This is a genomic window from Ralstonia sp. A12 (genome assembly GCF_000801955.1).
GTDB lineage: Bacteria > Pseudomonadota > Gammaproteobacteria > Burkholderiales > Burkholderiaceae > Ralstonia.
This window is the reverse complement of sequence record NZ_JSZO01000001.1, coordinates 681,507-707,968: the sequence shown is the minus strand read 5'-3', so window position 1 is coordinate 707,968 and position 26,462 is coordinate 681,507. Positions and strand designations below refer to the sequence as shown.

The 26,462-nt window shown below is 63.9% G+C and carries 29 protein-coding genes; 20 read left to right on the top strand and 9 right to left on the bottom strand.

Going from position 1 to position 26,462, the window contains the following annotated elements:
• Positions 1–75: 75 nt before the first annotated feature.
• The 10 genes from PI87_RS03225 to ftsB all read left to right on the top strand — a co-directional run bounded on the left by PI87_RS03225 (position 76) and on the right by ftsB (position 10,077).
• On the top strand, positions 76–1,557 hold the full coding sequence (locus tag PI87_RS03225) for a circularly permuted type 2 ATP-grasp protein (protein ID WP_039596197.1): 1,482 nt from the start codon (positions 76–78) through the stop codon (positions 1,555–1,557).
• Between the two features lie 58 nt (positions 1,558–1,615).
• Entirely contained in the window at positions 1,616–2,566 is a 951-nt protein-coding gene (locus PI87_RS03220; protein ID WP_039596196.1) for an alpha-E domain-containing protein, read from the top strand.
• A 57-nt stretch (positions 2,567–2,623) separates the two neighbouring features.
• On the top strand, positions 2,624–3,460 hold the full coding sequence (locus PI87_RS03215; protein ID WP_039596466.1) for a transglutaminase family protein: 837 nt from the start codon (positions 2,624–2,626) through the stop codon (positions 3,458–3,460).
• Between the two features lie 92 nt (positions 3,461–3,552).
• Positions 3,553–4,458, top strand: a complete 906-nt coding sequence (locus PI87_RS03210; protein WP_039596195.1) for a peptidase — start codon at positions 3,553–3,555, stop codon at positions 4,456–4,458.
• 22 nt (positions 4,459–4,480) lie between these two features.
• Positions 4,481–5,302 (top strand): alpha/beta fold hydrolase, encoded by an 822-nt coding sequence (locus PI87_RS03205; RefSeq protein WP_039596194.1) that lies wholly within the window; start codon positions 4,481–4,483, stop codon positions 5,300–5,302.
• Between the two features lie 90 nt (positions 5,303–5,392).
• A complete protein-coding gene (locus PI87_RS03200) occupies positions 5,393–7,057 on the top strand; it encodes a CTP synthase (RefSeq protein WP_039596193.1) in 1,665 nt (554 codons plus the stop codon).
• A 22-nt stretch (positions 7,058–7,079) separates the two neighbouring features.
• Positions 7,080–7,934 carry a 3-deoxy-8-phosphooctulonate synthase gene (kdsA, locus tag PI87_RS03195; RefSeq protein WP_039596192.1) on the top strand — a complete coding sequence of 285 codons (855 nt, stop codon included), beginning with the start codon at positions 7,080–7,082 and terminating at the stop codon, positions 7,932–7,934.
• Positions 7,935–8,016: 82 nt separating this feature from the next.
• Positions 8,017–8,307 (top strand): DUF1330 domain-containing protein, encoded by a 291-nt coding sequence (locus PI87_RS03190; protein ID WP_039596191.1) that lies wholly within the window; start codon positions 8,017–8,019, stop codon positions 8,305–8,307.
• Positions 8,308–8,356: 49 nt separating this feature from the next.
• Positions 8,357–9,640 (top strand): phosphopyruvate hydratase, encoded by a 1,284-nt coding sequence (eno, locus tag PI87_RS03185; RefSeq protein ID WP_004626133.1) that lies wholly within the window; start codon positions 8,357–8,359, stop codon positions 9,638–9,640.
• A 101-nt stretch (positions 9,641–9,741) separates the two neighbouring features.
• Positions 9,742–10,077: a cell division protein FtsB gene (gene ftsB / locus PI87_RS03180; protein ID WP_039596190.1), complete on the top strand. Its 336-nt coding sequence runs from the start codon at positions 9,742–9,744 to the stop codon at positions 10,075–10,077.
• A 64-nt stretch (positions 10,078–10,141) separates the two neighbouring features.
• On the opposite strand, the gene PI87_RS03175 is transcribed toward ftsB, so the two are convergent.
• The 3 genes from PI87_RS03175 to PI87_RS03165 form a co-directional block, all read right to left on the bottom strand.
• Positions 10,142–10,546 (bottom strand): hypothetical protein, encoded by a 405-nt coding sequence (locus PI87_RS03175; protein ID WP_039596189.1) that lies wholly within the window; start codon positions 10,544–10,546, stop codon positions 10,142–10,144.
• Between the two features lie 104 nt (positions 10,547–10,650).
• Entirely contained in the window at positions 10,651–11,664 is a 1,014-nt protein-coding gene (hslO, locus tag PI87_RS03170) for an Hsp33 family molecular chaperone HslO (protein WP_039596188.1), read from the bottom strand.
• Positions 11,661–12,188, bottom strand: coding sequence for a gamma carbonic anhydrase family protein (locus tag PI87_RS03165; RefSeq protein WP_021194083.1), 528 nt, complete (start codon positions 12,186–12,188; stop codon positions 11,661–11,663). Before PI87_RS03165 ends, hslO begins: the two co-directional genes overlap by 4 nt.
• A 100-nt stretch (positions 12,189–12,288) precedes the next feature.
• Between PI87_RS03165 and PI87_RS03160 the strand changes: the two genes are divergently transcribed.
• Together PI87_RS03160 and PI87_RS03155 are read left to right on the top strand one after the other, a co-directional pair.
• Complete coding sequence (locus PI87_RS03160; RefSeq protein WP_039596187.1) at positions 12,289–13,155, top strand: ferritin-like domain-containing protein; 867 nt, start codon at positions 12,289–12,291, stop codon at positions 13,153–13,155.
• A gap of 75 nt (positions 13,156–13,230) precedes the next feature.
• Positions 13,231–14,148, top strand: coding sequence for an alpha/beta fold hydrolase (locus PI87_RS03155; protein WP_039596465.1), 918 nt, complete (start codon positions 13,231–13,233; stop codon positions 14,146–14,148).
• 12 nt (positions 14,149–14,160) lie between these two features.
• Here the strand turns inward: PI87_RS03155 and PI87_RS03150 are convergent, their stop codons facing one another.
• From PI87_RS03150 to PI87_RS03135, 4 genes are read right to left on the bottom strand one after another with little or no spacing between them, the layout of a single operon-like run.
• Complete coding sequence (locus PI87_RS03150; protein ID WP_039596186.1) at positions 14,161–14,550, bottom strand: thiol-disulfide oxidoreductase DCC family protein; 390 nt, start codon at positions 14,548–14,550, stop codon at positions 14,161–14,163.
• A complete protein-coding gene (locus PI87_RS03145; RefSeq protein ID WP_039596185.1) occupies positions 14,547–15,089 on the bottom strand; it encodes a DUF4166 domain-containing protein in 543 nt (180 codons plus the stop codon). Before PI87_RS03145 ends, PI87_RS03150 begins: the two co-directional genes overlap by 4 nt.
• On the bottom strand, positions 15,086–16,210 hold the full coding sequence (locus tag PI87_RS03140) for a saccharopine dehydrogenase family protein (RefSeq protein WP_039596184.1): 1,125 nt from the start codon (positions 16,208–16,210) through the stop codon (positions 15,086–15,088). Before PI87_RS03140 ends, PI87_RS03145 begins: the two co-directional genes overlap by 4 nt.
• Entirely contained in the window at positions 16,211–17,290 is a 1,080-nt protein-coding gene (locus PI87_RS03135) for an NAD(P)/FAD-dependent oxidoreductase (RefSeq protein ID WP_039596183.1), read from the bottom strand. It abuts the gene before it with no gap.
• 162 nt (positions 17,291–17,452) lie between these two features.
• Between PI87_RS03135 and PI87_RS03130 the strand changes: the two genes are divergently transcribed.
• The 8 genes from PI87_RS03130 (at position 17,453) to PI87_RS03095 (ending at position 24,582) form a co-directional block, all read left to right on the top strand.
• The gene (locus PI87_RS03130; RefSeq protein WP_039596182.1) at positions 17,453–18,313 is read left to right on the top strand and encodes a 3',5'-nucleoside bisphosphate phosphatase; all 861 of its coding nucleotides are present in this window, start codon (positions 17,453–17,455) and stop codon (positions 18,311–18,313) included.
• A gap of 35 nt (positions 18,314–18,348) precedes the next feature.
• The gene (locus PI87_RS03125; RefSeq protein ID WP_039596181.1) at positions 18,349–18,972 is read left to right on the top strand and encodes an L-threonylcarbamoyladenylate synthase; all 624 of its coding nucleotides are present in this window, start codon (positions 18,349–18,351) and stop codon (positions 18,970–18,972) included.
• Positions 18,973–19,029: 57 nt separating this feature from the next.
• Complete coding sequence (locus tag PI87_RS03120) at positions 19,030–19,695, top strand: site-2 protease family protein (RefSeq protein ID WP_039596180.1); 666 nt, start codon at positions 19,030–19,032, stop codon at positions 19,693–19,695.
• Positions 19,696–19,723: 28 nt separating this feature from the next.
• Positions 19,724–20,926, top strand: a complete 1,203-nt coding sequence (locus PI87_RS03115) for a tryptophan--tRNA ligase (protein WP_039596179.1) — start codon at positions 19,724–19,726, stop codon at positions 20,924–20,926.
• 8 nt (positions 20,927–20,934) lie between these two features.
• Positions 20,935–21,501, top strand: coding sequence for a class I SAM-dependent methyltransferase (locus PI87_RS03110; protein WP_039596178.1), 567 nt, complete (start codon positions 20,935–20,937; stop codon positions 21,499–21,501).
• A gap of 118 nt (positions 21,502–21,619) precedes the next feature.
• Positions 21,620–22,504: a 4-hydroxy-tetrahydrodipicolinate synthase gene (gene dapA, locus PI87_RS03105; protein ID WP_039596464.1), complete on the top strand. Its 885-nt coding sequence runs from the start codon at positions 21,620–21,622 to the stop codon at positions 22,502–22,504.
• Positions 22,505–22,553: 49 nt separating this feature from the next.
• On the top strand, positions 22,554–23,762 hold the full coding sequence (gene bamC, locus PI87_RS03100; RefSeq protein WP_039596177.1) for an outer membrane protein assembly factor BamC: 1,209 nt from the start codon (positions 22,554–22,556) through the stop codon (positions 23,760–23,762).
• Positions 23,763–23,796: 34 nt separating this feature from the next.
• Positions 23,797–24,582 (top strand): MBL fold metallo-hydrolase, encoded by a 786-nt coding sequence (locus tag PI87_RS03095; protein WP_039596176.1) that lies wholly within the window; start codon positions 23,797–23,799, stop codon positions 24,580–24,582.
• A 135-nt stretch (positions 24,583–24,717) separates the two neighbouring features.
• Here PI87_RS03095 and PI87_RS28415 read toward each other — a convergent pair whose 3' ends face one another.
• A complete protein-coding gene (locus PI87_RS28415; RefSeq protein WP_084209871.1) occupies positions 24,718–24,975 on the bottom strand; it encodes a hypothetical protein in 258 nt (85 codons plus the stop codon).
• Positions 24,976–25,214: 239 nt separating this feature from the next.
• Complete coding sequence (locus tag PI87_RS03090) at positions 25,215–26,456, bottom strand: ribosomal protein uL16 3-hydroxylase (RefSeq protein ID WP_039596175.1); 1,242 nt, start codon at positions 26,454–26,456, stop codon at positions 25,215–25,217.
• Between the last annotated feature and the right edge of the window lie 6 nt (positions 26,457–26,462).

Below are 26,462 nucleotides of genomic sequence, written 5' to 3'. Positions count from 1 at the left end.
GCCTAAAACCGCTGTGCTATAAAAACCACATGTCGTGCACCCGTGCGACATGGCAGTCCGTCAGGGGAGAACAGCATGGCAGTCCGGTTCTACGATGAAATGCTCAACTGGCATGGCGAGCGCAGCCCGCATGCCGCCGAACCGGCCCCGGCAGCCCTTGTCCAGCAGGGCGAGGTGCGCGGCCACTATGGACGCTTCGCCGAATGGCTGGGCGCGCAGTCCGCCACCACGCTGCAGAACAAGCGTGCCGAGGCCGATCTCATTTTCCGCCGCGTCGGCATCACCTTCGCGGTGTACGGCGAGAAGGACGAATCGAACAGCGGCACCGAGCGCACGATTCCGTTCGACATCATTCCGCGCATCTTCCCGGCCAGTGAGTGGGCCACGCTCGAGCGCGGCCTGCGCCAGCGTGTGGACGCACTCAACCGTTTCCTGCACGACATCTATCACGAGCAGAACATCCTGCGCGCCGGCGTCATTCCGCCCGATCAGATCTACAACAACGCCCAGTACCGCCCAGACATGCTCGGCGTGAACGTGCCGCGCGACATCTACGCGCACGTGGCCGGCATCGACATCGTGCGTGCCGGCGAGGGCGAGTTCTACGTGCTGGAAGACAACCTGCGTGTGCCGTCGGGTGTGTCCTACATGCTGGAAAACCGCAAGATGATGATGCGGTTGTTCCCTGAACTGTTCGCGCGCAACCGCGTAGCGCCGGTCGCCCACTATCCCGATTTGCTGCTCGACATGCTGCGCAGTGTGTCGCCGCAGAATATTGCCGACCCGACTGTGGTGGTGCTCACGCCGGGCATGTACAACTCAGCGTACTTCGAGCACGCGTTCCTGGCGCAGCAGATGGGTGTGGAACTGGTGGAGGGGCATGACCTGTTCGTGCAGGACGACCACCTCTACATGCGCACCACGCAGGGCCCGCAGCGCATCGACGTCATCTACCGCCGCGTCGATGACGACTTCCTCGATCCGCTGGTGTTCCGCCCCGACTCTTCGCTGGGTGCGGCGGGGCTGCTGTCGGTCTATCGTGCGGGCAACGTCACCATCTGCAATGCCATCGGTACCGGTGTGGCGGACGACAAGTCGATCTACCCGTACGTGCCCGACATGATCCGCTTCTACCTGGGCGAGGAGCCGATCCTGAACAACGTGCCGACCTACATGTGCCGCCGGCCGGATGACCTGCAGTACGTGCTCGACCACATGGGCGAACTGGTGGTGAAGGAGACGCACGGCGCGGGCGGCTACGGCATGCTGGTCGGTCCGGCGGCTACCAAGGAGGAGATCGCCGCGTTCCGCGAGGTGGTGAAGGCGCGTCCCGATCAGTACATCGCCCAGCCGACGCTGGCGCTGTCGACCTGCCCGACCTATGTGGACGCCGGCATCGCGCCGCGCCATATCGATCTGCGGCCGTTCGTGCTGTCGGGCAAGGATGTACGCATGGTGCCGGGTGGCTTGACGCGCGTGGCGCTGCGGGCGGGCTCACTGGTGGTCAACTCGTCGCAAGGCGGCGGGACAAAAGATACGTGGGTGCTGGAGCGCTGAAGGCTCGCTCGTTATCGAAACCTTCAATCGATCAATCGAATACGTAAAAGGGATCGCCATGCTCAGCCGCACTGCAGACCACCTCTTCTGGATGGCGCGCTACACCGAACGCGCCGAGAACACCGCCCGCATGCTCGACGTGAACTACCAGACCTCGCTGCTGCCGCAATCGGCAGAAGTGGCGGAGCAGGGCTGGTGGGCGATGCTCGATATCTCCGAGCTGACGCAGGTTTTTGATGAACGCTACGGCTTGCTTTCGCGCGACGACGTGATCGACTTCATGGTCCGCGACATGACCAACCCGTCGTCGATCATGAGCTGCCTACGCGGCGCGCGCGAGAACGCCCGGGCCGTGCGCGGCTCCATCACGACCGAGGTGTGGGAGACCATCAACACCACTTGGCTGGACGTGCAGCGCCTGATGGCCGAGGGCATGCTGCGCGATGATCCGTCGCAGTTCTTCGAGTGGGTCAAGTTCCGCTCGCACCTGTCGCGCGGCGTGCAGGTCGGCACCATGCTCACGGACGACGCCTTCCATTTCATGCGTCTGGGTACCTTCCTGGAGCGCGCTGATAACACCGCACGGCTGCTCGACGTGAAATTCCAGTCCACGCCCACGCGCGATGAAGCCGCCGCAGAGCAGGGGGACTTCTATCACTGGGCCGCCACGCTGCGCTCGGTGTCGGGCTTCGAGGTCTACCGCAAGATTTATCGCAACATCATCACGCCGACGCGGGTGGCCGAGTTGCTGATCCTGCGCAGCGACATGCCGCGCTCGCTGCTGGCCAGCATGGATGAAGTGGTGGCGATCCTCTCCACCGTACGTAACAGCCAGTCCTCAGAGACGGAGCGACGCGCTGGTAAACTGCATGCCGACCTGCGGTACGCCCGCATCGAAGATATTTTTGCGGTCGGCTTGCACCCGTGGCTGACCAATTTCCTGGAGCGCATTGGTGATCTGGGCAACGGCATCAGCCAGGACTTCCTGGTGCCGCTCGATGCAGTGTGACGCGCGGGGCATTTTGTATACATCAGGGCGTTGCTTTCGGGCAGCGCTCGCACCATCGTGAAATACCAAATTCGACATACGACGGTCTACCGTTATGCCGAGCCGCTGCGCCACAGCGTGCATGAGCTGCGATTGACCCCGCGCAGCGGACCGCTTCAACAGGTGGACAACTGGCAGATCCAGGCGCCTGGCAACCTGACGCGTGCCACCGACGGCTTCGGCAACGTGGTGCATCACTTCACCTTGGGCAACCGCACGGACGACGTCACCATCGACGCCCGGGGTATCGTCGAGGCATTCCCATCCGCCGCGCCGGGCAGTCGCAGCTTTACTGATGCACCTGGGGAAGGGCGCTACCGCGTCTCGCCGCTGTACTTTCTGAGCGCCACGCCGCTGACTTCCGCGCCGCCCGAGATGGCCGATTTCGCGCGCGAGCATGCGCTGGTGCGCGGGGATGCCGATTCAGCGCTGCGCCTCGCCTGCGCCATCGCGCAACGCGTGCGCTACAAACCTAACGCCACCGACGTCGGCACGACTGCAGCCGAAGCGTTCAACCTCAGCGCCGGCGTTTGTCAGGACCAGGCGCAGGTGATGGTGGCGTGCTGTCGTGCGCTGGGCGTGCCGGCACGCTATGTCAGCGGCTATTTCCATGCGGTCGGTGAGGAAGACCTCGCCAGCCACGCCTGGGCTGACGTTTGCCTGGATGCCGAATCACACACCTGGTGCAGCATCGACGTGACGCACCAGTGCTTTACCGACGGGCGCCATATCCGTCTGGCAGTCGGCCGCGATTATCAATCCGCCGCGCCGATCCGCGGGATCCGCCAGGGTGGTGGCGCGGAGACGCTGGACGTCAGCATCTCGATCGAGCCACTACCTGACGAGGCTGCTTGAGTGAACTGAGCGCCGCTTCCAAGCGTGTCAAAGGCTTGCGGCCAACACGCTAGAATGTTTGCAACCCACTGATTTCGTTTGTCGCTGCTCCCATGACTTATTGCGTTGCCATGCGCCTGGACGCTGGCTTGGTCTTCCTGTCGGACTCCCGCACCAACGCGGGCGTCGACGCCATCTCCACGTTCCGCAAGATGACCGTCTTCGAGCGCGAAGGTGATCGCGTCATGGTGCTGCTGACTGCCGGCAACCTCGCCATCAGCCAGACTGTGCGCCAGGTGCTGACCGAGGCGCGCGACAAGCCGCGCTCACTGTGGACGGCCCGCGATATGTTTGAAGCCGCCACCATCGTTGGTGAAGCCGTGCGCGAGGTGTACGACCGGGATGCGGCGGCGCTGGCCAAGGCCAAGATCGACTTCAATGTCAGCATCATCTTCGGCGGGCAGATCGGCGCTGAGCGTCCGCGCCTGTTCAACGTCTACGCTGCCGGCAACTTCATTGAGGCCACGCCCGAGAACTGCTATTTCCAGATCGGCGAGGCCAAGTACGGTAAGCCTATCATCGACCGCGTGGTCTCCCCCGGGTTGCCGCTGGACGAGGCCGCAAAATGCGCGCTGATCTCGATGGATTCGACGCTGAAGTCGAATATTTCGGTGGGGTTGCCGCTTGATTTGCTGGTCTACGAAACGGATTCGCTGCGCGTGACGCGCTTCGTGGCGATTGACGAAGAGAACCCGTATTTCGCGATGATCCGCGGCACGTGGGGCAAGCGCTTGCGCCAGGTGTTTGCCGAGATCGACGACCCGGATTGGGAGACGCATACCAGTCCGGCGCATCCGCTGCGCCGCGAGGGACACCCTTCGACCAAGGTCGAGCCTGTGCGCATTGCCCCGCCGGCGGCAGATGCGCCGGCCAAGCCGGAGCGTGCGCCCGGCCCGGTGCTTGAGCAGGTGTCGACGCTCCAGCGCGTGGCTGGTAGCGGTTCGCAAGACTCGCACTGAGCGCCAGGCGGGAGCGGGTTCGATGCGTGACGTGATTCTTTTTTCACATGCCAACGGCTTTCCGGTCGGCACCTATCGCAAGATGTTTGGCATGCTGGATGACGAATTCGACATCCACGCCGTTGAACGCTTCGGCCATGACCCGCGCTTTCCGGTGACGCGGTCGTGGCCGGGGCTGGTGAAGGAGTTGCTGGCGGAAATTGACGCGCAACCCGAGCCGGTCTGGCTGGTCGGCCACTCACTAGGTGGTTTCCTGAGCTTGATGGCAGCGCTGCGCAGGCCCGAGCGCGTGCGAGGCGTGCTGATGCTGGATTCGCCCATCATTGCGGGCTGGCGTGCCAAGCTGCTGCGCGTTGCCCAGTGGCTCGACATTGACGAGAGTCAGTCGCCAGCCGCCGCTACCAAGAATCGCCGTAACCTGTGGCCGGATCTCGATTCGGTCTGGAGCCACTTCAAAGCCAAGCGCAAGTTCGATCGCTGGGACGAAGACGTGCTGCGCGATTACGTCGAGCACGGCACTGAGCCTACCGGCCGCGACCGCGAGCGCACGCTGCGTTTCTCGCGCGAGATCGAGTACCAGATCTACCGTACCTTGCCGACCAACATGGGGCGCAAGGTCGCAGGCGGCACCCCGTTCCCGGTCAGCTTCGTGGCCGGCACGCGCTCGCGTGAGATTCGGCAAGTGGGCCTGGGTGCAACCCGGCGCATTGTCGGCAGCAAGCTGCGCTGGATCGAGGGCAGCCACCTGTATCCGATGGAAAAGCCGCTGGAAACCGCCGGGTTGATCCGCCAGTTGATCAATGAAATGCGCGCCAACGCAGGCGCCATGCGGCACGCCGCCTAAGCGAGGACATCTGCGGCAAATTCCACCGATCTGTCACGGATTGGGCAGGGCACCTTTGCTATAATCCGGCTTTCCCCGGCAAGCTAGGTCATGACCAAGTTCGTATTCGTTACCGGTGGCGTAGTGTCCTCACTCGGCAAGGGCATCGCCGCCGCCTCGCTCGCGGCCATTCTTGAGTCGCGCGGCCTCAAAGTCACCCTCCTCAAACTCGATCCTTACATCAACGTCGACCCGGGCACGATGAGCCCGCTTCAGCACGGCGAGGTGTTTGTGACCGAGGACGGCGCAGAAACCGACCTCGATCTTGGCCACTACGAGCGCTTCGTCTCGGCCAAGATGCGCAAGTCGAACAACTTCACCACCGGCCAGGTCTACGAATCCGTGATCCGCAAGGAGCGTCGCGGCGAGTATCTGGGCAAGACGGTGCAAGTCATTCCGCACATCACCAACGAAATCCAGGCGTTTATCGAGCGCGGTGCTGCCGCGTCGCACGACGGCAAGGCCGACGTGGCGATCGTGGAAATCGGCGGTACGGTGGGCGATATCGAATCGCTGCCGTTCCTGGAAGCTGCGCGTCAGATGAGCCTGCGCCTGGGCCGCAACCAGGCTGCGTTCATCCACCTGACGCTGGTGCCGTTTATCGCCAGCGCCGGCGAGCTGAAGACCAAGCCGACCCAGCACTCGGTACAGAAGCTGCGCGAAATCGGCGTGCAGCCGACCGCGCTGCTGTGCCGCGCTGACCGCCCGATCCCTGACGATGAGCGCGCAAAGATTTCGCTCTTCGCCAACATGCCGCAAGACGCGGTGATCTCGGTGTGGGACGTCGACACCATCTACAAGATCCCGCAGATGCTCAACGAGCAAGGGCTGGATCGCATCATCTGCGAAGAGCTGCGCATTGATGCGCCGCCGGCGGATCTGTCGGTGTGGGCACACATGGTGCACACGCAGGAGAACCCGCAGCACGAGATCACCATCGGCATGGTCGGCAAGTATGTGGACCTGACCGAGTCGTACAAGTCGCTGATCGAGGCGCTGCGCCACGCCGGCCTGCACACCTCGACGCGCGTCAACATCGAGTACATCGATTCCGAAGAGCTGGAGTCGGGCCACACGCAGGTACTGGACTCGCTGGACGCTGTTCTGGTGCCAGGCGGCTTTGGCAAGCGCGGTACGGAAGGCAAGATCCGCGCGATCCAGTACGCCCGTGAAAAGGGTGTGCCGTATCTGGGCATCTGCCTGGGGATGCAGTTGGCCGTGATCGAGTTCGCCCGCCATCTGGCTGGTATGCAGGACGCCAATAGCACGGAATTCAACGACGAGACCGAACACCCGGTGGTAGCGCTCATTAACGAGTGGCTGGATCGTGACGGCCGCGTGGAAAAGCGTTCGGCGGATTCTGACCTGGGTGGCACGATGCGCCTGGGTTCGCAGCGCGTGCCGGTGCAATCGGGCACCAAGGCGGCGACGATCTACGGTGCGGAAGTCAACGAACGCCATCGTCACCGCTATGAGGTGAACAACCACTACGTGCCGCAGCTGGAAAAGGCCGGGATGATCATCTCCGCCCGCACGCCGTCGGAAAACCTGCCGGAAATCATGGAATTGCCGGCGTCGATGCACCCGTGGTTCGTGGGCGTGCAGTTCCACCCGGAATTCACCTCCACGCCGCGTGACGGCCACCCGCTGTTCAAGGCCTACGTGGAAGCCGCGCTGGCACATCACCAGCAGACTACGCAACGCGCTGTCGCCTAAGCGGTAAGCGCACGGGAACATCATGAAACTCTGCGATTTCGAAGTCGGCCTCGACAAACCGTTCTTCCTGATTGCCGGCACCTGCGTGATCGAATCCGAGCAGATGGCGATCGACACCGCCGGCACGCTCAAGGAGATCACGGGCGCGCTGGGCATTCCGTTCATCTACAAGTCGTCGTTCGACAAGGCGAACCGCTCGTCGGACGCCTCGTTCCGCGGTCTGGGCATGGAAGAGGGCCTGCGCATCCTGGCGGAAGTGCGTCGCCAGGTGGGCGTGCCGGTGCTGACCGATATCCACGAGATCGACGAGATCAAGCCGGTGGCCAGCGTTGTGGACGTGCTCCAGACGCCGGCGTTCCTGTGCCGCCAGACCGATTTCATCCGCGCCTGCGCGCAGAGCGGCAAGCCCGTCAATATCAAGAAGGGCCAGTTCCTCGCGCCGCACGACATGAAGAACGTCATCGACAAGGCACGTCACGCTGCCCGCGATGCCGGCCTGCCGGAAGACAACTTCATGGCGTGCGAGCGCGGTGCCTCGTTCGGCTACAACAACCTCGTGTCGGATATGCGCTCGCTGGCGATCATGCGAGAGACGGGGGCTCCGGTGGTGTTTGACGCCACGCACTCGGTGCAACTGCCGGGCGGCCAGGGCTCCACTTCGGGCGGTCAGCGCGAGTTCGTGCCGGTGCTGGCCCGCGCGGCCATCGCCACGGGCGTGTCGGGCGTGTTCATGGAAACGCACCCGGACCCCGCATGCGCAAAATCAGACGGCCCGAATGCCGTGCCGCTGCGCCGCATGAAAGACTTGCTGTCAGTACTGAAAGAACTGGATGCGCTCACCAAGCGCAGCGGTTTCCTGGAAAATCAGTTCGACTGATTTCCCCCGACGACCGGCGGCTCCACCAGCCGCCGCTGTCGTTTTCAGCTCAGTTTTCGTTTCAGCATCCGGAGAGAGACACATGGCCGCTGGCTACATCCTCGCGTACGTGGACGTGACGGACCCCGTGCAATACGAGCAATACAAGGTGTTGTCGACCAAGGCCATGCAAGTGCATGGCGCCGAGCCCCTGGTGCGCGGCGGCAAGACCGAGTCGCTGGAAGGCGAGTGGAACCCCACCCGCATCGTCGTGCTCAAGTTCCCGAGCTATGAGGCAGCCAAGGCCTTCCATGACAGCGAGGAATATCGGGCCGCCCGTGCATCGCGCGAGAAGGCCGCGAAGATGAACATGATCGTGGTCGAAGGCATTTAAGCCCCGGCCACTTGCTTCACCTGCTTTAAAGACACCAAGAGGGATTTTCATGAGTGCCATCGTAGATATCATCGGTCGCGAAGTGCTGGACTCGCGCGGCAACCCCACCGTCGAGTGCGACGTGCTGCTGGAATCGGGCGTGATGGGTCGCGCCGCTGTGCCGTCGGGTGCCTCCACCGGCTCGCGCGAAGCCATCGAACTGCGTGACGGCGACAAGTCGCGCTACCTCGGCAAGGGCGTGCTGAAGGCCGTCGAGCACATCAACACCGAAATCTCCGAGGCCATCATGGGCCTGGATGCTTCGGAACAAGCGTTCCTGGACCGCACCCTGATCGACCTGGACGGCACCGAGAATAAGAGTCGCCTGGGCGCCAACGCCATGCTGGCCGTGTCGATGGCCGTGGCCAAGGCCGCTGCTGAAGAAGCTGGCCTGCCGCTGTACCGCTACTTCGGCGGTTCGGGCGCGATGCAGATGCCGGTGCCGATGATGAATATCGTCAACGGTGGCGCACACGCCAACAACAGCCTGGATATCCAGGAATTCATGGTGATGCCGGTCGGCCAGTCGAGCTTCCGCGAAGCTCTGCGCTGCGGCGCCGAGATCTTCCACGCGCTGAAGAAGATCCTGGCTGACAAGGGCATGAGCACCGCCGTGGGCGACGAAGGCGGCTTCGCACCGAACTTCGCCAGCAACGAAGAGTGCCTGAACACCATCCTGTCGGCCATCGAGCAGGCTGGCTACAAGGCCGGTGAAGACGTGCTGCTGGCGCTGGATTGCGCCGCGTCCGAGTTCTACAAGGACGGCAAGTACCACCTGGAAGGCGAAGGCCTGCAACTGTCGTCGGAAGACTTCGCCAACTACCTGGCGAACCTGGCCGACAAGTTCCCGATCGTGTCGATCGAAGACGGCATGCACGAAAGCGATTGGGCGGGCTGGAAGGCTCTGACCGACAAGCTCGGCAAGAAGGTCCAACTGGTGGGCGACGACCTGTTCGTCACCAACACCAAGATCCTGAAGGAAGGCATCGAGAAGGGCATCGCCAACTCGATCCTCATCAAGATCAACCAGATCGGTACGCTGACCGAGACGTTCGCCGCCATCGAAATGGCCAAGCGTGCTGGCTACACCGCCGTGATCTCGCACCGTTCGGGCGAAACCGAAGACAGCACCATCGCCGACATCGCTGTGGGCACGAATGCTGGCCAGATCAAGACCGGCTCGCTGTCGCGCTCGGACCGTATGGCCAAGTACAACCAACTGCTGCGTATCGAGGAAGACCTCGGTGATATCGCCAGCTACCCGGGCAAGTCGGCGTTCTATAACCTGCGATAATTCTTCGCACTTTTTGTGCGGAAATTGCCTCGGATGACCGTGCGACCGCCACTGTGGCGGTCGCGTGGTATTTGTGGCTTGTATCGCCAACGCCTGACCGTATGCGCCTGATTACGCTGTTCCTGCTGCTGTTGTTGCTTGCCATCCAATACCCGCTCTGGCTGGGTAAGGGCGGTTGGCTGCGCGTTTGGGACATGCAGAAGCAGGTGACCGCGCAGAATCAGCACAACACTGATCTCAAGCAGCGCAACGTCAAGCTCGAAGGCGAAGTGAAGGACCTGAGGGATGGCACGGGCGCTATCGAAGAGCGCGCGCGCTATGAGCTGGGGATGGTCAAGGACGACGAAGGCTTCGTGCAGTTCGTGGCACCGGCGCCGAAGACCAGCGACACACCTCCGCCCCCGCCGCCTCCGGCAGGGCAGAAAACCCATCATTGAGCATTGAGCCTGCTTGGTGAACGCGCCGTTCTGGCCGCGCCCGCTTCAGGCATCACTTCCGGATTTACCAGTAGTACGGATAGCCCCAGACGGGTGCGCCGTAGCTGACACCCCAGCCACCGTGGTGGCGCCATCCACTGCCGTAGTAGACCGAATAGCCGCCGTAGTACGGATACGGGGCGTAGTAGGGCGTGGCCGCGTAGGCGCGGGCTTCGGCGTCACGCTTGATTGCCTGGTCGGATTCGCGCAGTGCCTTGGCGTTCAAGTCATCCAGCTTCTTGCGTTCTTCCGCGGATAGTGTCGCGGGCGCAGGGGCTTGCGCATCTGCGGGCAGGCGTGCGGTGTAGGGTGTACCGCCCGGACCACGCGGAACGGCAACGCATGCCGATGCCAACACGGCTGCCACGATGGGCAGCAGAAGCGCGCCAGCGCGGGGCAGATTCAACGACCGGGTGATGGGCTCAGACATGATGCACTCCGCGGCATGCGGCAGATGAGGGAACTGGCGACTTAGAGCGTGGGCGGCAGCGATAAGTGCCGCGCGCCACGCTTCTTCATACTATGTCGCCGCGTTCAATGGCGCTGGTCGGGTGCGCTTTGGACTGCTTGTGCGACGGTCTCCTGCGCGAAGAGCTGCGCACAATCCACGGCGTCGAAGATGTAGTGCTGGCCGCAGAACTCGCAGTCGATTTCCACCTTGCCGCGCTCTTCCAGGATGCTGTCGATCTCGGGCTGTCCGAGCGTACGCAACATGGCACCCACGCGCAGGCGCGAGCACGAGCAGCGGAAGTGCGGTGTCAGCGGCTCGAACATGCGGATGCCGGCGGCTTCCATCTCTTCCCAATACAGACGCTTGATGAGCGTGTCGACCGGCTGTTCTAGCAGTTCTTCGCGGCGCAGCGTCTTGCCGAGCTGGCAGACGCGTTCCCACGTATCGAGATCCTGCTCCTGCACGTCCTTGTGCAGCGGCTGGCCGGTCTCGCCCACCTGCGCCGGCTCGCGGTCGGGGCGGCCTTCCATGGCGCCGCCATACGAGGGCAGGCGCTGCAGCAACATACCCGAGGCGACCTTGTTGTCGGCAGCCAGCCATAGACGCGTGTCGAGCTGCTCGGAGGCCTGCATGTAGTGCTCAAGCACTTCGGTCATGCTGGAGAGCGGTCCGTTCTCGTCCGCCAACGGCACGATGCCCTGATATGGCTGCTGGCCCGGCAGCTTGTCGTGAGGATCCAGCGTGATGGCAAAGCGGCCGTGGCCATGCACGTTGACCATCGAGGCCAGCGTGGCGTCGTCGGCGATCTCGGCGCCTTCGGCAATCTTGGCGGTCGCGCGCATCGACATATCGGAGTTGCACTCCACCACCACCATGCGCACCGGGCCGTCACCGTGCAACTGCATGACCAGTGCGCCGTTGAACTTCAGGTTGGCTGACAGCAGTGCGGCGGCCGCCATCATCTCGCCCAGCAGTGTGCTGACCGGGGCGGGGTAGTGGCGGCGACGCAGGACCTCTTGCCAGGTGCCTTCCAGGCGCACCAGTTCACCGCGCACCGGCGCGGCGTCAAATACGAATTTCTTCAGCTCGTCAGTCATCCATCGATCCGTTTCAGTTGCTGCTTGTACATCGCCTGGCGCACCGCGTACGTCTCGGTATTCAGGTGCATCTTGGCGATGTCGTCTTCCGTCAGTTTGCGCACGGCCTTGGCGGGCGCGCCCAGGATGAGCGTGCCGTCTTCGAAGACCTTGCCTTCGGTGACGATCGCACCCGCACCCACCAGGCAGTTCTTGCCGATTACCGCGCGATTGAGCACCACCGCTTGGATGCCGATCAGCGAGCCTTCGCCGATCGTGCAGCCGTGCAGCATGGCCTGGTGGCCGATCGTCACGCGGTCGCCAATGTTCAGCGGGCAGCCCGGGTCGGTGTGCAGGACTGAGCCTTCCTGCACGTTGCTGGCCTCGCCCACGGTGATCGGCTCGTTGTCGCCGCGGATGACGGCGCCGGGCCATACGCTGGCGCGCGCCTTGAGCTCCACGCGGCCGATTACGGTCGCTTCGGGTGCCACGTAGGCGTTTTCGTCAATGGTCGGGGCAACGTCGCCGAGTTGGTAGAGGGCCATGCGATCGGTCTCCAGAATCTGCCTGAGTGGGCCAATAAGTGGGGAAAAAGCGCGCGTCTTCAAGCCTGCCGGGTGGGGCAGGCCGATGCGTCGAATTAAAATGGCGGAAAGCCCGAATTGTACGCTGATGACCGTTTCCCAGCCCGCCTCCCAGCCTGCCGATACCCTGCGCAACGCCGCCCTGGCCGCCTTGTGCATCACTGACCCCGTCAGCAAGGTAGACGCCACCTTGCGCCTGGGCGAGCGCGCGCAAATCGCGGATGCCCCAGCCTGGAGTGCCGATGAAGTGATCGCTGCGCCGGCCGTGGGTATCCCCGGCCGACCTGATACGCCGATTCTCGTGCCGCCTTCCGAAGTGCCGCGCCGACGGGCGATCGATACGCCGCGCGGGCGCGCCGCGCTGCTACACGCGCTCGCGCACATCGAGTTCAACGCCATCAACCTCGCGCTTGACGCCGTATGGCGCTTTGCCGGCATGCCCGTTGCCTTTTACCAGGACTGGATGCGCGTGGCAGCGGAGGAGGCGACACACTTCTCGCTGCTGTCGGCGCATCTGGGCACGCTCGATTGCCGCTATGGTGATCACCCCGCCCATGATGGCCTGTGGCAGATGACCGAGAAGACCGCCGCCGACCCGCTCGCCCGCATGGCGCTGGTGCCGCGTACGCTGGAGGCCCGTGGGCTCGACGCATCGCCCCCGATCCGCGCCAAGCTGGCGCAGGCAGGCGATATGGCGGCGGCGGGCATCCTCGACATCATCCTGCGCGACGAGATCGGCCACGTAGCGGTGGGCAACCGCTGGTACCGCTGGCTGTGCGAGCGCGCGGGGCTCGACCCCGTGCCCACCTACCGCAAGCTGGCCGAGCAATACGGTGCGCCGCGCCTGCGCGGGCCGTTTAACCTCGAAGCGCGCCGCCAGGCCGGTTTCGACGACGACGAGATCGCCGCGCTGGAAGCCTCGTTCTAAGCGGCACGCGGTTAGGTCATCGTCGCTATAATCATCGGAAAAGAACGATCGTTCGATTATTTGATGATGGCAACCATGAACTCGACCACGCAACTGGCCACGCGCCAAGCCTCCCGCTCGACTTACCTGGATGTGCGCGGCTTGCGTTATCACGTCCGCGAATGGGGCGAGCCCGGCGCGCCCATCCTGTTCCTGTTCCACGGCTGGATGGATGTGTCGGCGTCGTTCCAGTTTCTGGTGGATGCGCTGCGCGAGCGCTGGCACATCGTGGCCCCGGATTGGCGTGGCTACGGTGAGTCGGCCCGCTCGACGGACGCCCCCGGCGTCGAGAGCTATTGGTTTGCCGATTACGTGGCCGATCTGGAAGCCATCGTTGATCACTACCAGCCGGAAGGGCAGGTCACGTTGGTCGGCCACAGCCTGGGCGCCAACGTGGTGTGTCTGTATGCCGGCATCCGGCCCGAGCGCGTGCGCCGCGTAGTGGATCTGGAGGGCTTCGGCATGACGGCTTCCAAGGCTTCGCAGGCGCCGCGCCGCTATGCGCGCTGGCTGGATGAGCTGAAGGACAAGCCGCGTCTGAACACCTACGCCACGGTGGAAGACGTCGCTGCGCGCCTGCAGAAAACCAATCCACGCCTGCCGGCCGATAAGGCAGCATTCCTCGCGCAGCATTGGTCACGCCAGAACGCCGACAGTCGCTGGGAAATCCTCGGCGATCCGGCCCACAAGATCATCAATCCGCAGCTCTATCGCCTGGACGAAGTGATGGAAATCTGGCGCCGCGTGACCGCGCCCGTGCTGCACGTCGAGGCCGTCGATTCACCCACGCTCAAGGCAATTGCGGGTGAGATGCCGCTGCCCGAGTTCAAGACGCGCTTTGCAGCGTTTCCCGATTTCCGCGAAGTGTTGATCGCTGAAGCGGGCCATATGCTGCATCACGATCAGCCAGAACAGGTGGCCATGCTGATTGAGGAGTTCTGCCAGCTCGGCTGATCCGCGCAAGCCTCAGTCGAGAAATCGCTGCGCTACGTCGGGCGGCGGCAGGATGCAGGCATCGGAACGTCCGAACCACCGGTAGCGGTTGCGTGCGACGCAGCGGTAGAGCGCGTCGCGCAGCGGCACCGGGATCAGCCAGCCGGCCCACGCGAACCGCCACGGCCAACCGAGCACATGCAGGATGCGCAGCACGGCAGCACTTTCGCGCCATGCATGGCCGTCGCGCACGAATAGCACCGTATCAACGTCGTCCGGATTCACGCCGGCCTGTGCGAGCAATTGGCGTCCGGTCTCACCCTGCATCGACGCAAAGCGCAACACGCCTTGTCGATCGTGTCGCAGCAGGAATTGTGTGAAGCCGCTGCACAGCAGGCAGTGCGCGTCGTAGACGACGATCATGCGGGCTCCACCGTCGTCAGGTCCAGATAGCCGCGATACGCAGCAACCATGCCGAGCAACGGCACGCTGGCGCGCACGTTGAAGTGGAAGCGGTCACCATCGCCAGTTTCCTCGGCCACGACGGCTGGCCGTAGCCACGCGGGGCAGGGGATGCCGAGGAAGCGCAATCCTTCCAGGCGCATCCGTAACATGCCGTGCTCCGCTTCCAGCGCAAAGAACAGGCGCACGGCGCCGAGCCGCTCCATGATGTGTCCCCGGTGCAGCGACAGCGTGGAGCGCATCGTTTGCCGGGGGAAATGGCGCGTCCAGGTTTCTTCCGTGGGCATGGCGTTGAGCGTGAAACGGATCGGGCCGCGTGTCGGCGTGCGAGGTGTGCGGATGCACCAGCCGAGCCAGCGTGCGATGCGGGTGGCGGGCGGTTCGGTCTCGACCTCGCCACGCAAGGCCACCAGCCCGGCCATCCGGTGGAATGTCTGCACGGCAGGCGCCAGTTGTGCGTACTGTGCGCCGAGTACTGTCTCGTAGAGCGAGGCCGTCATGCCTGTGCCTCTTGCATGGTGATTGCCAGGCCATCGGCTTCGCGCGCAAAGTCGTCCAGTGTCAGCAGGCCGACGCAGGGCATCGCCCCGCGCTGCGGCAGCGTGCCTTCCAGGAAGCGGCGGACCAGCGCTGCGGCGGCGAGTGTTGGCACGTAGGGGCCATCGCCGCGAATGGCCAGCAGGTGCCACAGGCGCGAGCGCAACGTGCCGTCGGCGTCCAGTCCTTCGACACGCAGGTGCATGCCGCCCACGTCTGACCCCCAGTTTAGGAACCAGTCGGACACAGCCTTTAGCCAGCGCGTGTGGCGCGACCAATCCTTGATGACGCCTGCCCGAACGAGCGCGGCCATCACGTTCATGCCGCGATGCAGGAAGCGCAACTCCAGCCCCGCACCAAAGCGCACGTGGGGCGTGCCTGCGTAGCGTTGTGGGAACAGCGCCAGATCTGGCACATCGCACGGCGACATCAGCCGCTCCCCCACCGGCGCCGGATAGGTATGGCGCCACGTGCCGCTCCAGCCAAAAACAGGCTCGCCCGAAGAGGGCAGCGGTTTGCCGCAATACGTCAGGATCGCCTGGATGGTCGAGAACCCGCGCTCTGTGCGGTTGCCGGGGCTGATGCCGATGTCGATGGAGCGCACCGATGCCATGTCGTGCGTCAGGTGATCAATGGCGGCGGCAGACAGCGCCGGTACGGAGCTGGCACCACTGACAACGAGCACGCCGGCCTGCGCGGCGGCATCATTTAGCGCCGCAATGTCCTGCACGAATGCACGACCGTCGGCGAGGTCGATGTAGTGCACGCCCGCAGCAATGCATGTGCGTGCCACGTGGTAGTCCTGGCCTTGAAACGGCCCACCTGTATGGATCAGCAGATCGGGCGACAGGGCTCGCAGATGTGCGTCGAAGTCGGGCGCGTGAATGTCGATGGCTGCCGGGCGTAGTGCGGCGCGCGCCTTTGGCTGCAACGCATCGGCCAGGGCCTGTGCCTGCGGAAGCGACCGCCCCGCAATCGTCACCGTCAGCGATGGGTGAACGGATAGGCGCTCGACCAGACGCCGCCCGAAGAAACCATAGCCGCCGATGACAACGGCGTGCGCTTCACGTGGGGCTGCGGTCATTCAACCTGCCGCCACATGCAGCTTCGTCTGCAGCCCTGCGTCGTTGCTCGAATGCGTGTGCACCAGCGCCTTGTCAGGATTGGCATAGCGGTATGCGCGGCGCAGCGCCATCGCCACTTCATGGAAGCCCGAGAGAATCAGCTTCTGCTTGTTCGGGTACAGCGCAATGTCGCCGGCGGCAAAAATGCCGGGGCGCGAGGTTTCATACGCCGTGGTTTCCACAGCGATGCGGCCGGCGCGCATTTCCACGCCCCAGTTGGCGATCGGGCCGGGCTCGGACACCAGCCCATACAGTGCAATCAGTTCATCGCAGGGCAGGGTGACTTCGCCCTCGCGACCACGGATGGCAACCCCGGTGAGCGCGCCGTCGAGCGTGCTGTCCAGCCGCGAGAGCATGCCGAGCACGAAGTCCATTTCGCCAGCGGCAACGGCGGCGCGCATCTCGGCAACCGACGCATCGGCACCGCGAAAGCCTTCACGCCGGTGCACCAGCGTGACGCGTGCAGCGGTCTTGCGCAGCGCCAGCGCCCAGTCGAGTGCGGAATCCCCGCCGCCGGCAATCACGACGCGCTTGCCGGCAAAGCGCGCGGTATCGCGCACGGCGTAGTGCAGATGGCGGTCTTCCAGCGCAGCCGCCTCCGGCAGGGCCACGCGCTGGGGTACAAAGGCGCCGTTGCCCGCGGTGATGAGCACGGCGGCGCAATCGAATACATCGCCGGCACTGGTGGTCACGCGGAAACGCCGGCCGTGCTCGCCTTCCAGCGTTTCTACGGTTTCCGCGCGACGGCCGCACAGGATCGGGTATTCGAATGGCGCACACTGGGCCATCAGCCGGTCAACGAGTTCCTGCGCGGTGCAGGACACCAGCGCAGGGATGTCATAGATCGGCTTTTCCGGATACAGCTCGGTGCATTGGCCACCCGGGCGGTCCAGCGCGTCCACCAGCACGCACGACAACCCCAGCACACCCGCCTGGAACGCCGCAAACAGGCCGACCGGCCCGGCGCCCACCACGAGCACGTCGACGCGTTGTTCGACCGGCTTGGGGGAATTGGCGGGGAGGGTGGCTGCGGTAGTCATGGCAAAGCGAAGAGAACGAAACAATGCGGCCACTATAGCGCGCAGCAGGCGCTGGGCCGCCAACACCGCCACGGGGAGTCGGGTCTTCCCGGTTTTTCTTGATCGGCGGCAAGTGGTGGGGGGTAGCCCCCCGATCCCGCGTCGCAGCAGTAAAATGGCGGAATGCCGAATCTTTCCGCCGCTTCCTCCCGTAACGCTGATCTGCACTGCCATTCCACCGTGTCGGATGGCTTGCTCGCGCCGCAAGACGTGGCGGCGCGTGCCGCCGCGCATGGCGTGACGCTGTGGGCGCTGACCGATCACGATGAAGTGGGCGGACAGGCTGCCGCACGCGAGGCGGCCACGTCGCTTGGCATGGATTACCTGTCGGGCGTGGAGATTTCCGTCACGTGGGCAGGGCGCACGCTGCACATCGTCGGCTTGGGCATCGACCCGGACAACGCCGAACTCGTGCAGGGGCTGGAGCGAACGCGTTCGGGCCGCTGTGCCCGCGCGGAAGACATGAGCGAAGCGCTCGCCAAGCTGGGCATCGAGGGCGCCTATCAAGGCGCACTCAGCTACGCCGGCAACCCGGACATGATCTCTCGCACCCACTTCGCGCGCTTCCTGGTCGAGCACGGCCATTGCCGCGATATCCAAGAGGTGTTCAGCCGCTACCTGGGCGATGGCAAACCAGGCTACGTGCCGCATCGCTGGTCGCGCCTGACGGAGGCCATAGGGTGGATCAAGGGTGCGGGCGGCGTCGCGGTGATGGCGCATCCGGGCCGTTACACGCTCTCGCTGGTCGAGCACAGCGCGCTGTTTGATGAATTCAAGGACCTGGGCGGCGAGGCTGTCGAGGTCATCACCGGCAGCCACACGCCCGATCAATACGCGCTTTACGCCGATGTGGCGCGCCGCTATGGCCTGTTGGCCTCGCGCGGCTCGGATTTCCACGGCCCGGGCGAAGGCCGCATCGAACTGGGCGAGCTGCCGCCGCTGCCCGACAACCTGACGCCGGTATGGAACCGGTGGATGTCTTAACCCCATCGTCCACCCAACCCTCCCCAGCGCCCCGCATGTCCCAGTTCTTTCAGATTCATCCGACCACCCCGCAAGGGCGCCTGATCCGCCAAGCGGCGGAGATCATTCGTGCCGGCGGCCTGGTCGCCTTGCCTACCGACTCCTGTTACGCGCTGGCCTGTCATCTGGATGACAAGGCAGCAGTGGAGCGCTTGCGCCGCGTCCGTGGCATCGACGAGAAGCAACACCTCGCGCTGATGTGCCGGGATCTTGCTGAACTGGCCACGTTTGCACGCGTCGACAACAAGCAGTACCGCGTGATCAAGGCGGCCACGCCGGGCCCATTCGTGTTCTTGCTTGAGGCGACCAAGGAGGTGCCGCGCCGGCTCTCTCACCCGTCACGCAAGACGATCGGCCTGCGCGTACCGGAACACCCGATCCCACTGGCACTGATGGCCGAACTGGGCGAGCCGCTGCTCACCTCTACGCTGCAACTGCCTGGCGATGACGCGCCGCTGAACGAGGCCGAGACCATCCGTGAGCGGCTGGAAAAGCAGCTCGAGCTCGTCATCGACGGCGGCCCGGCTCCGGCCGAACCCACTACCGTCATCGACCTGACCAGTGGCGAGCCGGAACTCGTGCGACTCGGGCGGGGCGATCCGGCCCGCGTCGGTCTGTAGGCGGGTGCATCGGACGGCCCTCATTGTGCTGCATGCGCTTGCTACAATAGCCAGCTTATGGACCCCACACTGATCCAGAACATCGCGGTTTACGCGATCCCCGTCCTGTTCGCCATCACGCTGCATGAGGCGGCGCACGGCTATGTCGCCAAGCACTTTGGCGACGACACGGCCTATGTCATGGGTCGCATCAGTATCAATCCGCTGCGCCATATCGATCCGATCGGCACGATTGCGATGCCCCTGCTGCTGTACTTCGCGACCAAGGGCGCGTTCGTGTTCGGCTATGCCAAACCGGTGCCGGTGCGTTTCGGCCGCCTGCGCGATCCACGCTGGCATGGCATGTGGGTGGCGCTAGCCGGGCCGGCGACCAACTTCATCCAAGCAATTGTCTGGGGCGTGCTGGCGGTGCTGTTTGCGGTAGGCGGCGTCAACGAGCCCTTCCTGATCGGCATGGCGCGCGCAGGCATCCTGGTCAACATGGTGATGGCGGCGTTCAACATGTTTCCGCTGCCGCCGCTCGATGGCGGGCGCGTGCTGGCTGCACTGCTGCCGCCTCGGATGGCGCTGGGCCTGTCGCGCATCGAGCCGTTTGGCTTCTTCATCGTGATGGCGCTGATCATCTCCAACGTCATCACCAACGTCTGGATGCGCCCGATCATGGCGCTGCTGTTTCAACTGCTGCAGTGGATTCTGAGTCCGCTGCAGATGCTGTTTTCCTGAATTCCTGAGTCTCCACCTACCATCCCACATGTTTCCTGATCGCGTACTTTCCGGCATGCGTCCGACCGGTGCCCTGCACCTGGGGCACTACCACGGCGTTCTGAAAAACTGGGTCCGGCTGCAGGCCGAATACCCGTGCTTCTTCTTCGTCGCCGACTGGCATGCGCTGACCACGCATTACGAAACGCCCGAGGTGATCGAGGAATCCGTGTGGGAAATGCTGATCGACTGGCTGGCCGCGGGCGTGGATCCGTCGCAGGCCACGCTGTTCATCCAGAGCCGCGTGCCTGAGCACGCCGAGCTGTTCCTGCTGCTCTCGATGGGCACGCCGCTGGGCTGGCTCGAACGCGTGCCGACCTACAAGGACCAGATCGAGAAGCTCAAGGAAAAGGATCTCTCCACCTACGGCTTCCTCGGCTACCCGCTGCTGCAGGCTGCCGACATCCTGATCTACCGCGCCGGCTTCGTGCCGGTGGGCGAAGACCAGGTGCCGCACGTCGAGATGACGCGTGAGGTCGCCCGCCGCTTCAACTACCTGTACGGTCGCGAACCCGGGTTTGAAGAGAAGGCGCTGGAAGCCGCCAAGAAGCTCGGTGGCAAGCGCGCCAAGCTGTATCTGGAACTGCGCACCGCCTATCAGGAGCGCGGCGAGGACGAAGCCCTGGAGCAGGCCCGCGCGCTGCTTGCCGAATCGCAGAGCCTCTCGATGGGCGACCGCGAACGCCTGTTCGGCTACCTGGAAGGCGCCCGCAAGATCATCCTGCCCGAGCCGCAGGTGCTGCTGACCGAAGCGTCGCGCATGCCCGGCCTCGATGGTCAGAAGATGTCCAAGTCGTATGGCAACACCATCCGCATGCGCGAGGACAAGGAAAGCGTCGAGAAAAAGGTTCGCACCATGCCGACCGACCCGGCCCGCGTGCGCCGCACCGATCCGGGCGACCCGGACAAGTGCCCGGTCTGGCAACTGCATCTGGTCTACTCCGACGCCGACACGAAGGAGTGGGTGCAGAAGGGCTGCCGCAGCGCCGGTATTGGCTGCCTGGAGTGCAAGCAACCCGTGATCGAAGGCATCCTGCGCGAGCAGCAACCGATGCTCGAACGCGCGCAGAAGTACATGGACGATCCGTCACTGCTGCGCGCCATCATCGCCGACGGCTGCGACAACGCACGCAAGGTCACGCAAGAGACCATGCGCGAGGTGCGCGAGGCGATGGGCCTGACCTACAGCTAACGCCATTGATGTCCACTGCTGTGCTCGATCCGCATACACTCGCCGCGCCATCTCCTTGGGTGGCGCGCTGGGCGGCCGAATTGCCGGCCGGTGCGTCCGTGCTGGATGTGGCTTGCGGTAGCGGCCGGCATGCGCGCTGGCTCGCTGCGCACGGTTTGCGTGTGACCGGTATCGACCGCGATGCGACGGCGTTGGCAAGCCTAGCTGGTATCGCCGAAACCGTCGTCGCCGACATCGAGGGCGGCCCGTGGCCATTGGCGGCCGGCGCAGTGTTCGATGCCGTGGTGGTCACCAACTACCTGCACCGGCCGCTGTGGCCGAAATTGCTGGCGGCAGTCGCGCCGGGCGGGCGCCTGATCTACGAAACCTTCGCCATCGGAAACGAAACTGTCGGCAAGCCGTCCAACCCAGCATTCTTGCTGCTGCCGGGTGAACTGCTCAGCGCAGTGCAAGGTCAATTGCGTGTCATCGGCTACGAAGACGGTTTTACCTCGTCGCCCCGAGATGCATACGTGCAGCGGGTTTGCGCCGTACGCGAGCGCTCAGGGGCGTTGGCGCCCCGGTACGCACTTTGAAGTTGCTGACGGCAGGGGCTTACCCGTCTCTTGGCGGGCATCCGATGTGGCGAATTCGCTTTGACGATCCGGTACAATCCGACTGTTTACGTTGACGCTTTTGTTTGCTTTCGAAACCATGACCCAGATTTCCGGCAGTCTCGTCGCCATCGTCACGCCCATGCACGAGGACGGCAGCCTTGATTACCCGTCCCTGCGCAAGCTCATCGATTGGCACATCGCTGAAGGCACCGATGGCATTGTCATCGTCGGTACCAGCGGTGAATCCCCGACCGTGTCGGTGGAAGAGCACCGTGAGCTGATCCGCGTGGCGGTTGAGCAGGCCAACAAGCGCATCCCGATCATTGCTGGCACCGGTGGCAACTCCACCGTGGAGGCCATCGAGCTGACGGCCTACGCCAAGCAGGTGGGCGCCGATGCTTCGCTGCAGGTTGTCCCGTACTACAACAAGCCGACGCAAGAAGGCATGGTCCTGCACTTTCGCAAGGTGGCCGAGGCGGTCGATCTGCCGGTCATCCTGTACAACGTGCCGGGCCGTACCGTTGCCGATATGACGGTTGAAACGATGCTGCGTCTGGCTGACGTGCCGGGCATCATCGGCGTGAAGGAAGCCACCGGCAATATCGACCGTGCCGCACAGCTCATCAAGGGTGCGCCGGCCTCGTTCAAGATCTACAGCGGGGATGATCCGACTGCCATCGCGCTGATGCTGCTGGGCGGTCATGGCAACATCTCCGTCACCGCCAACGTGGCGCCGCGCGCCATGCACGAGTTGTGTGCTGCCGCCATGCGCGGCGACGTGGAGACGGCTCGCCGCATCCACATGCAACTGTTGTCGGTGCACAAGAACTTGTTCGTTGAATCGAACCCGATTCCCGTCAAGTGGGCCCTGCAAGCCATGGGCATGATGGAGGGCGGTATCCGCCTGCCGTTGACGCCGCTGGCTCCTCAGTATCACGAAGTGGTGCGTGCATCCCTGAAGGATGCCGGACTGCTCTCCTGATGTTCACCGGCTTACCAGCCATCGTTCTCGTTTGAAGGATCGCAAGTCAATGAAACTGCTCCAAACCCGTCGCGGGGCTGTGGCGACGTCCGCTCAACTGTTGCTGGCCGCGCTGTCGGTTGCCATGATTTCCGGTTGCGATACCGTCAATGAGGTGATGCAGCCGGACCGCATCGACTACAAGTCGCAGGCCAAGAAGGGCCCGACGCTGGAGGTCCCGCCCGACCTGACCAGCGTTCAGGCTGATCGCCGCTATGCCGCACCGGACACTGGCACGACCACGCTGTCGGCCTACACGTCGACGGCCCCTAAGGTCACGACGCCCGGTTCTGGCTCTGGCAACGTGCTGCCCTCTGTGTCGGACATGCGCATCGAGCGAGACGGCAATCAGCGCTGGCTGGTGGTGAAGACCACGCCGGATGCACTGTGGCCGCAGCTGCGTACGTATTGGCAAGAACTCGGCTTCCTTCTGGTGATCGACTCGCCTGAGACCGGCATCATGGAAACCGACTGGGCCGAGAACCGCGCGAAGATTCCGCAGGACATCATCCGCCGCACGGTCGGCAAGGTGTTCGATGGCCTGTATTCGACCGGCGAGCGCGACAAGTTCCGCACCCGTATCGAGAAGGGTCCGAACGGCACGGTCGAGGTCTACATCTCGCATCGCGGTGCGCAGGAACAACTGGTTGGCTCGTCCAAGGACCAGACTGTGTGGACGCCGCGTCCGGCAGATCCTGAGCTGGAAGCCGAATTCCTCTCGCGCCTGATGCAGCGTCTGGGCGCCAGCAAGGAAGCTGCGCAGCAGAAACTCGCGCAGACGCAAGCCGCGCATCCGGTGGAAGAGGGCGCGAAGGCTACCGAAGGTGTGCAGGCTGCACGCACCGCCGGGCCGTCGCTGCTGGCGCAGGCGAATGGTCAGCCGGTGCTCAACGTGCCGGAACCCTTCGATCGTGCATGGCGCACCGTGGGTCTGGCGCTCGATCGCGTGAACTTCACCGTGGATGACCGCGACCGCTCGCAAGGCGTGTACTTCGTCCGCTATGCCGACACGAAGGCTGAAGCGAATGCGCCGGGCTTCTTCTCGCGCCTGTTCTCGGGCACGAAGATCGAAGACCTGAAGCGCGCCAAGCGTTACCGCGTGGTGGTCAAGGACGGCGGCGCCTCGTCGACCGTGCTGGTGCAGAACGACGACGGCTCGGCACAGACCGGCGACATCGGCAAGCGCATCCTGTCGCTGCTCGACGAGCAACTGCGGTAATCGGCATCATGCGTTACGGCTGCCTGGGTGGGCGATGACACTGAGATTCGCCAGCCTCGGCAGTGGCAGTGAAGGAAATGCGCTGCTCGTCGAATCCACGGATGGAACGACGAGTACGCGCATCCTGCTTGACTGCGGATTCGGTATCCGCGAAACCGTGCGCCGGCTGGAGCGTCTTGGCTGCGCACCGGAATCCCTCAACGCCATTCTCGTCACGCACGAGCATGGTGATCATGTTGGCAGTGCCTATGCGGTTGCTGCCAAATACAACATCCCGGTCTGGACCAGCCATGGCACATATCGCGCCACCGTGAACTTGCGCGGTGCCGATCGAGCCGCCGTGCGCTTTTGCCGTGCCGATGACATGTTCAGCGTTGGTGACCTGCAGATCCTGCCGTATACCGTGCCGCACGATGCGCGCGAGCCGCTGCAGTTTGTCTTCAATGATGGTGCGCGGCGCCTCGGTGTATTGACGGACGCCGGCATGTCGACCGAGTACCTGTGCGCACATCTGGAAAACATGCATGCGCTGGTGCTGGAGTGCAATCATGACCGCGAGATGCTGGCCAACTCGGCGTATCCATGGTCATTGAAGCAGCGTATCGGTGGGGATTTCGGTCACTTGGCCAATGACATCGCCAGCGCGATTCTTGCGCGCGTGAGGCACGCGGCATTGCATACCGTGGTGGCTGCGCATTTGTCCAAGCAGAACAACACGCCGCTGTTGGCGGGCCAGGCAATTGCAGTGGCGTTGGGCATTGATGCTGGCGATGTGCCGATCGCCGATCAGGAGGAGGGGCTGCCCTGGTATGCCGTCTAACGCGGGTGCGGGTGGCCTGTAAGATTCAGATACAACTTTGAGTGGCGAGTGGAGACGGCAACGACGTTGTTCGATCATGCGCCCATGAAAAAAGCCGACCCGAAGGTCGGCTTTTTTGTCTCGCGAGAAACGCGATTATTGCTTGGCAGCCGGAGCCGAAGCTTCTGCAGCCGGAGCAGCAGCAGCGTCCGAGGCAGCCGGAGCGGCCGGAGCAGCAGCAGCGTCCGAAGCGGCCGGAGCAGCAGCCGGAGCCGAGGCTTCCGGAGCAGCCGGTGCAGCGGCCGGAGCCGAAGCTTCCGGAGCAGCAGCCGGAGCAGCAGCTTCTTCCTTCTTACCGCAAGCAGCCAGAGCCACAGCAGCCATCAGCGAGGCGATCAGGAGAGACTTTTTCATTTTTTCGATCCTTAAACTGAATATGGAAAGCGGACAACAGAAAGCGCGATGAATAATTACCGGTAATTATCGCTCTGGAACTACACCTTCTTCTGTGCTTCCAGCCAAGCTGCACAAAGGCAACCCCGGCCAGCAAGCTAGCGACGGATTATAGCGACCTTTACACACCCTGTGTAGTTGAGTCCGGCTTGCTGCACACGGGATTCATGCGCTTTTGTAACGATCTGTTTCAACGCGGATCAGCGCGAACCCGGCCCTGCCAAACGCAGCCAACCTTCTTCATACCAGGCATGCAGCGTGTCCATCAGGTCCGGCTGATCGGCTGCCGCGTCGACGGATGCTCCGCTGGCGCTGCGTTGGTCCGACAACGCTGAGAGCCACGCAAGCAGCGTACCCGGTGGTTCGAACGTGTCACCGTTGATCCAGAAGTGCTGGCCGCTGTAGAGCGCCTGTGTGCGTGCATCCAGCACGACGCCTTCCTTGCGTGCCCGGGCAGTGAAGCGCGCGAGGGGCAGGCGCGGCTGTGTGATGAAGTCGATGTGGTCCTTCGGCTCGGTCAGGTAGGCGCCGAGGAATTCGCCGACAAGCTCGGGCGTCCAGCGCAGCGCGTTGAGCTTCTGTGCGAGCGCCTTGACCATGGCCGCAGGCAGTTCGCCGGGGCGCTCCGTGGGTTTCTGCTCCGGGTCGGTGTAGCGGCCTTCAAAGTTGGTGTCGTCTTCCAGCGTCTGCGACAGGAAGCCGAGGAAGTGGCCGGCCAGCTCGCGGTACGACGGTGATCGGAAGCCGATCGAATACGTCATGCAGTCACCCTCGGCCACGCCGTCGTGCGCGTAGTGCGGGGGCAGGTACAGCATGTCGCCGGGCTCCAGCACAAACTCTTCTTCGGGCTGGAAGTTGGCGAGGATCTTGAGCGGCAGGTCCGGTACGAGGGTGAGGTCATCCTGCGCCGAAATGCGCCAACGCCGCTTGCCATGGGCTTGCAGCAGGAATACGTCGTAAGAATCGAAATGCGGGCCGACACCGCCGCCGTCGGTGGCAAAGCTGATCATCACATCATCGAGCCGCGCGTCGGGGATGAAGCGGAAACGCTGCATGAGCGCTTCAACCGCGGGTTCGACCAGGTTCGCACCCTGCACGAGCACCGACCAGTTACGCGTCTTGCGCGAGGGTAGGGGGCGTTCGTCGAACGGGCCTTGTGTGAACGACCAGCGCCCGCGTGATTGGGCGATCAGGCGGGATTCGACGTCCGGACGTTCAGCCAGGGCCAATACGCGCTCGGGTGACAGCGGAAAGTGCAGCGCACGCATCTCTTCAGGCGATAGCGCCTGGCGGATCAGCAGCGGCTTCTTCTGCCAGTGCGTGCGCATGAAATCGCGCGGTGATAGACCGCCCAGCAACTGTGCCGGACGTCCCGCCGGAAGGGCAGTTTGTGCGCTGCCTTGGACGCCGCCATCGGCAGCGTATAATGGGACTTCGTTCATGGAGTG

Coding starts and splice junctions, on each gene's coding strand:
- PI87_RS03225 (WP_039596197.1), top strand. CDS start 76: ATGGCAGTCCGGTTCTACGATGAAATGCTCAACTGGCATGGCGAGCGC.
- PI87_RS03095 (WP_039596176.1), top strand. CDS start 23,797: ATGACACTGAGATTCGCCAGCCTCGGCAGTGGCAGTGAAGGAAATGCG.
- PI87_RS03110 (WP_039596178.1), top strand. CDS start 20,935: ATGTCCACTGCTGTGCTCGATCCGCATACACTCGCCGCGCCATCTCCT.
- PI87_RS03140 (WP_039596184.1), bottom strand. CDS start 16,210: ATGACCGCAGCCCCACGTGAAGCGCACGCCGTTGTCATCGGCGGCTAT.
- PI87_RS03165 (WP_021194083.1), bottom strand. CDS start 12,188: ATGGCCCTCTACCAACTCGGCGACGTTGCCCCGACCATTGACGAAAAC.
- PI87_RS03210 (WP_039596195.1), top strand. CDS start 3,553: ATGACTTATTGCGTTGCCATGCGCCTGGACGCTGGCTTGGTCTTCCTG.
- PI87_RS03155 (WP_039596465.1), top strand. CDS start 13,231: ATGAACTCGACCACGCAACTGGCCACGCGCCAAGCCTCCCGCTCGACT.
- PI87_RS03135 (WP_039596183.1), bottom strand. CDS start 17,290: ATGACTACCGCAGCCACCCTCCCCGCCAATTCCCCCAAGCCGGTCGAA.
- hslO (WP_039596188.1), bottom strand. CDS start 11,664: ATGACTGACGAGCTGAAGAAATTCGTATTTGACGCCGCGCCGGTGCGC.
- PI87_RS03220 (WP_039596196.1), top strand. CDS start 1,616: ATGCTCAGCCGCACTGCAGACCACCTCTTCTGGATGGCGCGCTACACC.
- PI87_RS03115 (WP_039596179.1), top strand. CDS start 19,724: ATGTTTCCTGATCGCGTACTTTCCGGCATGCGTCCGACCGGTGCCCTG.
- dapA (WP_039596464.1), top strand. CDS start 21,620: ATGACCCAGATTTCCGGCAGTCTCGTCGCCATCGTCACGCCCATGCAC.
- bamC (WP_039596177.1), top strand. CDS start 22,554: ATGAAACTGCTCCAAACCCGTCGCGGGGCTGTGGCGACGTCCGCTCAA.
- PI87_RS03190 (WP_039596191.1), top strand. CDS start 8,017: ATGGCCGCTGGCTACATCCTCGCGTACGTGGACGTGACGGACCCCGTG.
- ftsB (WP_039596190.1), top strand. CDS start 9,742: ATGCGCCTGATTACGCTGTTCCTGCTGCTGTTGTTGCTTGCCATCCAA.
- eno (WP_004626133.1), top strand. CDS start 8,357: ATGAGTGCCATCGTAGATATCATCGGTCGCGAAGTGCTGGACTCGCGC.
- PI87_RS03200 (WP_039596193.1), top strand. CDS start 5,393: ATGACCAAGTTCGTATTCGTTACCGGTGGCGTAGTGTCCTCACTCGGC.
- PI87_RS03120 (WP_039596180.1), top strand. CDS start 19,030: ATGGACCCCACACTGATCCAGAACATCGCGGTTTACGCGATCCCCGTC.
- PI87_RS03145 (WP_039596185.1), bottom strand. CDS start 15,089: ATGACGGCCTCGCTCTACGAGACAGTACTCGGCGCACAGTACGCACAA.
- PI87_RS03205 (WP_039596194.1), top strand. CDS start 4,481: ATGCGTGACGTGATTCTTTTTTCACATGCCAACGGCTTTCCGGTCGGC.
- PI87_RS03130 (WP_039596182.1), top strand. CDS start 17,453: ATGCCGAATCTTTCCGCCGCTTCCTCCCGTAACGCTGATCTGCACTGC.
- kdsA (WP_039596192.1), top strand. CDS start 7,080: ATGAAACTCTGCGATTTCGAAGTCGGCCTCGACAAACCGTTCTTCCTG.
- PI87_RS03125 (WP_039596181.1), top strand. CDS start 18,349: ATGTCCCAGTTCTTTCAGATTCATCCGACCACCCCGCAAGGGCGCCTG.
- PI87_RS03150 (WP_039596186.1), bottom strand. CDS start 14,550: ATGATCGTCGTCTACGACGCGCACTGCCTGCTGTGCAGCGGCTTCACA.
- PI87_RS03160 (WP_039596187.1), top strand. CDS start 12,289: ATGGCGGAAAGCCCGAATTGTACGCTGATGACCGTTTCCCAGCCCGCC.
- PI87_RS28415 (WP_084209871.1), bottom strand. CDS start 24,975: ATGAAAAAGTCTCTCCTGATCGCCTCGCTGATGGCTGCTGTGGCTCTG.
- PI87_RS03175 (WP_039596189.1), bottom strand. CDS start 10,546: ATGTCTGAGCCCATCACCCGGTCGTTGAATCTGCCCCGCGCTGGCGCG.
- PI87_RS03090 (WP_039596175.1), bottom strand. CDS start 26,456: ATGAACGAAGTCCCATTATACGCTGCCGATGGCGGCGTCCAAGGCAGC.